Origin of the sequence: Pseudoalteromonas sp. SWYJZ98 (assembly GCF_015864495.1) — a bacterium.
GTDB classification, from domain to species: Bacteria; Pseudomonadota; Gammaproteobacteria; order Enterobacterales; family Alteromonadaceae; genus Pseudoalteromonas; species Pseudoalteromonas distincta.
Map to the genome: position 1 here is coordinate 63,265 of NZ_JADYXA010000016.1, position 8,652 is coordinate 71,916.

Genomic DNA, 8,652 nt, shown 5'->3' on the forward strand with positions numbered 1-8,652 from the left:
CGGGGGAGTATTGAATACTCCCCCGTTTTTTATGCGTTTTAATTTCACGGCTAGATAAGCCCGCTTTTTTTAAAGCAATAAAACTTATAAAAGTGCAAAAAGCTTTTGTAGTTGTGGCATATATTCGCTCACAAGTTCAAGGTTGTTTTCGCTTACTAAAGATTCTGTAGACTCCTCAGCTGCGCTTGATGATTTACCAAACGAACCCATTAATGAGCTAGCGCCTTTATCTTTAGCACTTTTCATACTTTGAAAACCGCCCATTACTTTATTAGCAGTTTCTTGATTATCAGCAGAAAGGCCCGACTTAAGATTTTCGATATAAGCCATTGATACTTCAGAACCTACAGTTACTAGCTGCTCTGGCGTAAAACCGTAACGGTTTGTAACACTCGCAAAGCTTTTGTATAGGTCTTGTTCTTTAATCATGCTTAATGCACTGTTAGCTAAAGAGCTTTGTTCGCCAACACTTTGATCTGCAGAACCACCTAGCATACTTGCTAAATCTAAGTCTTTTAACGACTCTTGGCTGCTTGCCCAGCTAGTCACAGCTGGCAGTGCTTTCATATAGCTTTGAAGTTGACCTTCGTTAATATCCTCTGCAAGGCTTGAGAAACTCATCGCTAATAAGCTAAGTGATACAAGTATTTTTTTCATTGAGCATTTCCTAGTATTAAAGTAGTGCCAATTAGAAACTAATAAGCAACACTTGCCAACACAAAATAAAATATTGGCTGATTTATAGTACAATTTATGAGAATTTATTTAAGTTCTAAGAATTTAGTTGATTCACCACAAGCTAATGTACTGATGATATAATGTATTTTTGACAAATAGAGCTGAACACAATGTTAACAATTTCAAATACTGTCACTATCGATGAATGGGAACTAGAGCTCACAGCTATTCGTTCGCAAGGTGCCGGTGGTCAAAATGTTAATAAAGTAGCAAGTGCAATTCATTTACGTTTTGACATTAACCGCTCTAAATTACCTGACTTCTACAAAGAACGCTTACTTGCCTTAAATGATACAAGAATTACCAAAGACGGCGTCTTAATCATTAAAGCGCAGAGCCACCGTACCCAAGAGCTAAATCGAGAAGATGCCCTTAAGCGTTTAAAGGATTTAATTCTTAGTGCTACGGTAGTTAATAAAGCGCGTCGAGCCACCAAGCCCAGCCGTAATTCACAGCGAAAGCGCATGGACAAAAAAACCAAGCATGGGCAAAACAAAGCGCTACGCGGCAGCATAAAGTTTTAGCTTTAAATGATATTAATAAAGTAGATTAGGGGCTTGATATTTACATGCATGCGCTATTTTTACACCGTATTGCTTGTATAAAAATATAAGTGAGGGCTAGCCTCACTTATAATAACTATTAATATTTACTTAGCCATCTCTAAATCAGATTCTGCATCTGCCAACATTGCAAACTCTTCATCAGCGCTTTTAGCAACTAAGTGTTTTGAGCTGTAGCCAAAGTAATATACGGCGCCCACAATAAACAGCATTATAGTGTATAAAAATGCACGAGGGTCGAACGCATACACACCCGTTAATGCTATAAGCGAAAGCACTAAAGCAATACTTGACGTTACTACGCCACCTGGGGTTTTATACGGGCGAGGTAAATCAGGTTGTTTAACGCGTAGCAAAATATGGCTCAGCGCCATTAATGCATACGATACCGTTGCACCTACTACAGCCATTGCAAGTATTAAATCACCCTCACCACTGAGTGATACTAAAAAACCAAATACGGCAGGTACAATCAACGCACGTGCTGGCACTTTGCGATTAGTCGTAATCGACAACGAACGCGATAAATATCCGGCTCTAGATAAAGCAAACACTAAGCGACTATAACCATAAATAATAGAGAAAAACGAAGCAACTAAACCCGCAAGCCCTAATATATTTACTACAGTTGCTAAGCCCTCACTACCCGATGCATTTAATGCATCAACCAAAGGTACAGCACTTGCGCCCATTGCAGCAGCACCGCCAGCGCCAGGCACTAAAACAACAACTAAAAAAGCAGTAAATAACAAAAAGATCATTGCACCAATAATGCCTTTTGGCACATCTTTAGCGGGATCTTTTGCCTCTTCTGCAGCAAGCGGTACACCTTCCACCGCTAAAAATAACCACATGGCAAACGGTAATGCAGCCCAAACCCCGTACCAACCTAAAGGTAAAAACTCACTGGCTCCCACTGCATCGGTTACGGGGACGTCAAATAAGCGTGATGCATCAAAATTTGTAATTAAAAAAAAAGCCGTTGCAATAATAGCTAATACTGCTAAACCACTTATTACCATCATTACTTTAAGTGCTTCTCCTACGCCTGCTAAATGAATTCCCACAAATAGTAAGTAAAATAATGCATATACCCATGGTCCATTAAACCCAGTGAGGGCTTCAACTGCAGAGCCTATAAAAATAACAATAGCAGCGGGCGCTAAAGCGTATTCAATTAATACCGCAAGCCCGGTTAAATAGCCTCCCGCAGGCCCCATAGCTTGGCGCGCAAAACTATAACCACCGCCTGCTGCAGGTATTGCAGCTGACATTTCAGCAAGCGACAATACCAGCGCTAAATACATAACTGCCATTAACACTGCAGCAATGGCAAAGCCACCCCAACCCGCTTCGGCAATACCAAAGTTCCAACCTGCAAAGTCACCCGATATTACATACGACACACCCAAACCTGCGAGTAATAACCACCCCGCAGTACCTCGTTTTAACTGCCTTTTAGCAAGGTACTCTGTATTATTAGTAGACATAACCCTTCTCCGTTGATGTTTAGTTTTTATTTTTTTATTTCATGTGTTTTTAATTAAAATTACTCAGCAATTAAAAAGTTAGTGGTTGAAACCTGATGCTCAATTACATCGTCCTGTGTACGGTCTTTTAAATTAACCCCAGTTAGTTTTAGTTTTTTAGCTTCACGTAATAAGTACAGCGCACGCCTAGCCGCTTCTGTATAAGGTAGGCCTGCTGGGCGAATATTCGATATGCAATTACGACATGCATCGTTAAGTCCTGTTTTAGGCTCCCATGTTAAATACAAGCCAAGGCTATCTGGCGAACTAAGTCCTGGGCGCTCTCCTATTAACACCATAACCACCTGCGCATTTAGCAACTCACCTATATCGTCGCCAATTGCTACTCGACCTTGTTCAACCAAAGTAATGGGGGCAATTTTAAATTGCTTGTCTGTTGTAAGGTGCGCTAATAGCTCTGTTATAAATGGGCATGCATTTTTTTGTACCGCTAACGAGGAGAGTCCATCAACCACTACAATCGCTAAATCGTATTTAGCCTGCGTAGTGTGCTTTTGTTTATTCATATAGCTGAGAAGTATTTGCCTACCATTTTCATCAAGCTTGCGGCCTAAATCGGGTCGCTGAAGGTAAGTAACCCTGTCAACAGCTTGGCTGTGTAAATGCAGGGGAGGGGCAACTTCTTTTAATACGCTAATACTGCCTAGTTGCTCAGTCATTTCGTTAATATCAAGCGGAAAACTCACCGCATCGCGCGCTTGTGCGTGAGATAGCTGAAAAGCCAGCATTTCTGAGGTGGGTAAACTTATACCAGCGCGACCAAGCCCAATACGGGCGTCGGTAAAACGGCGTAAATCACTCCAAGGGTTATGCACTACATTACCGTTATTTTTATGCTCGTTTACTGAGTCATCTAAAGGAGTGTTCTGTTTTGAACGTGATTTCATGAGCCACCTCCAGTAATTGCACCCAGAGGTTTAGCAAAAGCGGGAGGCAAGGTATCTGAAAGTGTAATATCGGTAGTGCTTTGCATTATTTTCATTTTGCTTAGCCATGCTTCAAACTCAGGGGCAGGTCTAGAGCGAAGTACACGGCGAACATATAATGCATCATGAAAAGACGTAGTTTGGTAATTAAGCATAATATCGTCAGAGCCAGGTATTCCCATTACAAACGAGCAACCAGCAACACCTAATAGCGTAAGCAAGTTATCCATATCGTTTTGATCAGCCTCTGCATGATTGGTGTAACACACATCGCATCCCATCGGTATGCCTAGTAACTTAGCGCAAAAGTGATCCTCAAGTCCTGCTCGGGTAATTTCTTTACCATCAAACAAATATTCAGGGCCAATAAACCCCACCACGGTATTTACCAGTAACGGGTTAAACTTACGAGCAACTGCATAAGCGCGAGCTTCGCACGTTTGCTGATCAAGCTCATGATGCGCATTTGCTGAAAGCGAACTGCCTTGCCCAGTTTCAAAATACATTACATTATTGCCAACAGTGCCACGCTTTAAACTCAAAGCCGCATCTTGCGCTTCAGCTAAGGTATTTAAATTAAAACCAAAACTTGAATTAGTAGCCTCTGTGCCACCAATCGACTGAAATACTAAATCAACTGGTGCGCCAGCTTCTATACATTCAATGGTGTTAGTAACATGGGTGAGTACGCAACTTTGGGTTGGTATGGCGTACTTTTGAATAACATCATCCATTAACGTCATTAATTTAATGGCTTGGGCAACGTTATCGGTTGCTGGGTTTATACCTATTACTGCATCGCCATTACCGTATAGCAAACCATCAAGCATGCACGCAGCAATACCATTAATATCGTCAGTTGGGTGATTTGGTTGTAAACGTGTAGATAAATGCCCGGGGAGGCCAATAGTATTTCTAAAAGCACTCGTAACATGGCACTTTTTAGCAATTAATATGAGATCTTGATTGCGCATTATTTTGCTAACTGCAGCAGCCATTTCGGGCGTAATACCTTGCCTTATACTTGCAAGTACAGCAGGTGTTGCAAAGTCACTTAAAAGCCAATTACGAAAATCGCCTACGGTTAAATGTGCAATAGCCATAAAGGCATTTGCATCGTGCTCGTCAATAATTAAGCGTGTAATTTCGTCATCTTCGTAGGGAATAAGTACCTCATTTAAAAATGTTTTAAGAGGAATATCCGCCAATGTCATTTGTGCCACAGCACGTTCTTGTGCTGATTGTGCAATTACGCCCGCTAAGCGATCACCCGAACGCTGCGGTGTAGCTTTAGCCATTAACTGGGCTAAGTTCTTGAATTTATAAGTATGTGTACCTAAAGTGTAACTGTACGCTTGCCCCATGATTTACTCCACATAACTAATATGATCAACCTTGGTATAGGTTTTGCTGCATCTTTAGCTATAAATCAATATTGAATAGTTACAAGACAGCTTATTTTGTACCAAGTAACTATCGAATTTCGGCAAAAGATTATTTATTAATCCAATTCAATTGGTTACACACGCAAAGCGGTGTTAACTTAAGCATAATGAAAGTGTAACGAAAAAGAGCATCCCCGATATGGCGCAGCAAAGTAGCTTCAGCGCACCACTAAAGAGCAAGGTGCAAACACACGATATAGACGAGCAAGCGCATAGCCTTACTCAATGGCAGCAAAAATACGATCAAATGAGCGACGGCAGCTTTTATGGTTGTATTGAAGAAACTGATTACGCCAATATTCATGTGTTTAAAGAATACACTGAGCGAGCGCTTCGTCAGCAATGTAACATAGCCCCTAATTCGGTTTGGCTTGGCATTCCTTGTCAGTCACAGCAAAGTAAAATTAATGGTTTAAGTGTGGCAAGTAATCAATTTATGTGCCGTACAAGTGATAACGACTTTGAGTTGATAACCCCTGAGCAATTTAATATTTATGGTTTGGTAATCGATTGGAACTCAATTGAATATATGGCGCAGCTTCAAGGCGTAACATTGAAAAACCTGGCATCTGCACAATCAGCTCGCTTATCGGTGAGCAACTCATCTTTGCAAACGGCAAGACAAATAATTAATAGCATGGTTATAGGCAAGGGCTTTGGACTTAGAACCGAATCACAGCAAGATATGCTAAACATGTTGGCACTACACTTATTACAAGCAGACAATCCGCAGCAAAATATTGCGCCAAGTTATAAACACCGAAAAGCCGTAGTAGATAAGGTAAAAGATTACGTGGCCACAAATCCACAAAACCCAATAACCATAACTGAGCTGTGCGAGCTTTCCTTTGTAAGTAGGCGCACACTTCAGTATAGCTTTGAGAGTATTTTAGGAATTAACCCTTTGCGGTTTTTACGTTTAACCCGTTTAAATAATGTAAGGCGGGAACTAAAAAAACCAAACCAAGATAAGCCCATTTCAGTAATAGCAGCCAATTGGGGATTTTGGCATGCGGGACAATTTGCTAAAGATTACACGCAACTATTTGGTGAAAACCCATCACAAACAGTTAAAAATAATAGTTTTAAAGGTTAGAAACTACACTTCTAACGTGAGTATAAACACTTGTAGATGCGCAGCTTGCTGGCGTTTAAAAGCACCGCTTTTATATTTAATCGGATGCATTAGTAAACAAGTAACCTTCTACAGACCATACTCTAACTTGAGTATAAGCACCTGTAGACGCGCAGCTTGCTGGCGTTTAAAAGCTAACATTACTCGTGTTTTCTCATTTACTCCTCTTTTTCTTCTCTTTGTGCATTCACATTTTTAAGGGCTGTTATTCACAAAGAGGTTTAGAGGCGCTGCGCTTTTAGAGAGTAGCTTGGAAGTTAAAATAATAAAGAACTAAAAGTAAAAGCGAGGTATAGAACCTCACCTACATCGTGCAAACCCATCACAAACAGTTAAAACACCTGTAGACGAGCAGCTTGCTGGCGTTTAAAAGCACCGCTTTTACATTTAGTTGGATGCATTAGTAAACAAGTAACTTAATCACCACCGAGAAGTGAAGGAGAAAACAAGGAGCAGTGACTAACCATTACTCGTGCTTTCTCGGTGTAGCGCACAGCTCCTCGGTGGTGAAATATCATATAACTTAAACAAATGGACTTTGTCTGCTCATTTGCTCCTCTTTTTCTTCTCTTTGTGCATTCATATTTTAAGGGCTGTTATTCACAAAGAGGTTTCCCCCTGTGTCAGGATCTGTCTCTTGATCACATCTCCTGTTGTTGCGCTTGCATGAATCGAGCGCCTTCTAGCAGTTGGCTCAGTGAAAACCAACCTTTCCATAAAGCTTCCCAACCAACAACACCTGTTTGCTTGCTNTATTAAAAGTTAGAGGCGACAACTATCCTGACACCTGTCTCTTGATCACATCTCCTGTTGTTGCGCTTGCATGAATCGAGCGCCTTCTAGCAGTTGGCTCAGTGAAAACCAACCTTTCCATAAAGCTTCCCAACCAACAACACCTGTTTGCTTGCTGTTGTGCCACCCGCCTAATTTGGCAAGTGCATAATAAGCCCAATGTAATGAAGGTGTTGTGTTAGGTGCTTTTTTAGTTTCAGTCTTTGACCACAACAGTTTCCATTCAAGAAGATTGAAAAAATTGTCGCAACTAATTGATTTTGCATTATCTTTATCGACAACAAGCTCGCGTAACTGGAGAAGTCTCACCGCAATAAATGCTGTTATTACAATGATCTTTTCTAGATTATTTCGCGTTTGCATGCGAAACGACTCAACTTGAGTGCCCGCTGACTTCCACGCTTTATGGAACTCTTCAACTCGCCATCTTAGTTCATAAAATCTAACTATCTTTAGTGCATCAGAAGCACTATTTATCGGTTCGCCTGTATACAATTTCCACGACAAAGGACTTGTTCCACTTGGTGGATCAATCTCGTTGCAACTTATTACTGTTAAATTCATACCACCAAGTTTCTTGTGTTTTTTAGGCGGATAAATAGTAATGCAAGCATAACGTACAGCTACTTTCGCAATACGTGCTTTTCGGCCTCCTTTTTGCTGTATCTTAACCGAATATGAAGCTTCACTAGATTGATTTTCAATGTAGGGACTTAGTTTATCGCCGTCTGCATTCACGACCCGCTCATGCTTGGCCCTCACTACAAATCGTTGATTATTTATTGTTTTATAATCAATATACTCAAACATATCAGATTCTCGATCACAAACGCTTATGATATTGTCCATGACATCTGCAAATCGGGTACTCATTTCTTCCGACGAGCGTTGCCATTTATAACTTTCTTTTGTTTCGTACTTGCGGCGTTTTCTGTCGTTAGCGGTACCAAAGTTTTCATCTTTTCTGCACCAACGATGTTGTGCACCCAAGCCAATAGTACGCTCTGTTTCTGCATCGACCATAAGGACGGTGTGCGCCAACATCCCTTTAGAAGAGCTTTGTTTATATGCGCCAGTATGTCCGAGCTCTTTAGTCACATTGTGTCGGTAACACAATGTTGATGTATCTTCTAGCGCAAGGATTGTGTTTGACAGCGTTATTGTAGGTAACAGCGAATTCAAACCGGCGGTAGCGATGTTATCTGCGTCAACTTTATCATTGCGAAGAAAGCGATATGCGCCTTCAATAGAGGCCTGTGAGCCAGATGCTTTCACAATAGAACTTCCTGTGTTGCTTGCCATTTGATGACTTATTTTTACCAGGCGTTTAGTGCGTCGTTCATCACCTAATTCAGCATGTTTAAACAAATGATTAGCCCATTTTTCAGTATCTTTTATCAGCATAATAATTAAACTCGATCGGTTTTTTCGTTATAACTGATCTGATCGACTGATATAAGTAAAGTTCAATTGAAGCCTAATTTATTTGTGTATAAGAGTCAG

The 8,652-nt window shown here is 40.8% G+C and carries 7 protein-coding genes; 2 read left to right on the top strand and 5 right to left on the bottom strand.

Annotated features, from left to right (window positions below; all coding sequences use genetic code 11):
* Window positions 1-84: 84 nt before the first annotated feature.
* Window positions 85-657 (bottom strand): hypothetical protein, encoded by a 573-nt coding sequence (locus I6F10_RS11410; RefSeq protein WP_002959106.1) that lies wholly within the window; start codon window positions 655-657, stop codon window positions 85-87.
* Between the two features lie 191 nt (window positions 658-848).
* On the opposite strand from I6F10_RS11410, the gene arfB reads away from it, so the two are divergent.
* Window positions 849-1,262: an alternative ribosome rescue aminoacyl-tRNA hydrolase ArfB gene (gene arfB, locus I6F10_RS11415; RefSeq protein ID WP_002959105.1), complete on the top strand. Its 414-nt coding sequence runs from the start codon at window positions 849-851 to the stop codon at window positions 1,260-1,262.
* Between the two features lie 125 nt (window positions 1,263-1,387).
* Here the strand turns inward: arfB and eat are convergent, their stop codons facing one another.
* From eat to I6F10_RS11430, 3 genes are read right to left on the bottom strand one after another with little or no spacing between them, the layout of a single operon-like run.
* A complete protein-coding gene (gene eat, locus I6F10_RS11420; protein WP_197098860.1) occupies window positions 1,388-2,791 on the bottom strand; it encodes an ethanolamine permease in 1,404 nt (467 codons plus the stop codon).
* Between the two features lie 59 nt (window positions 2,792-2,850).
* The gene (gene eutC / locus I6F10_RS11425) at window positions 2,851-3,738 is read right to left on the bottom strand and encodes an ethanolamine ammonia-lyase subunit EutC (RefSeq protein WP_138490162.1); all 888 of its coding nucleotides are present in this window, start codon (window positions 3,736-3,738) and stop codon (window positions 2,851-2,853) included.
* On the bottom strand, window positions 3,735-5,141 hold the full coding sequence (locus I6F10_RS11430; protein ID WP_197098861.1) for an ethanolamine ammonia-lyase subunit EutB: 1,407 nt from the start codon (window positions 5,139-5,141) through the stop codon (window positions 3,735-3,737). The genes eutC and I6F10_RS11430 overlap by 4 nt, the downstream gene beginning before the upstream one ends.
* Before the next feature lie 220 nt (window positions 5,142-5,361).
* On the opposite strand from I6F10_RS11430, the gene I6F10_RS11435 reads away from it, so the two are divergent.
* On the top strand, window positions 5,362-6,318 hold the full coding sequence (locus I6F10_RS11435; RefSeq protein WP_149603422.1) for a helix-turn-helix domain-containing protein: 957 nt from the start codon (window positions 5,362-5,364) through the stop codon (window positions 6,316-6,318).
* A gap of 837 nt (window positions 6,319-7,155) precedes the next feature.
* Here I6F10_RS11435 and I6F10_RS11440 read toward each other — a convergent pair.
* The gene (locus I6F10_RS11440) at window positions 7,156-8,553 is read right to left on the bottom strand and encodes an IS4 family transposase (RefSeq protein ID WP_197098862.1); all 1,398 of its coding nucleotides are present in this window, start codon (window positions 8,551-8,553) and stop codon (window positions 7,156-7,158) included.
* Window positions 8,554-8,652 lie beyond the last annotated feature (99 nt).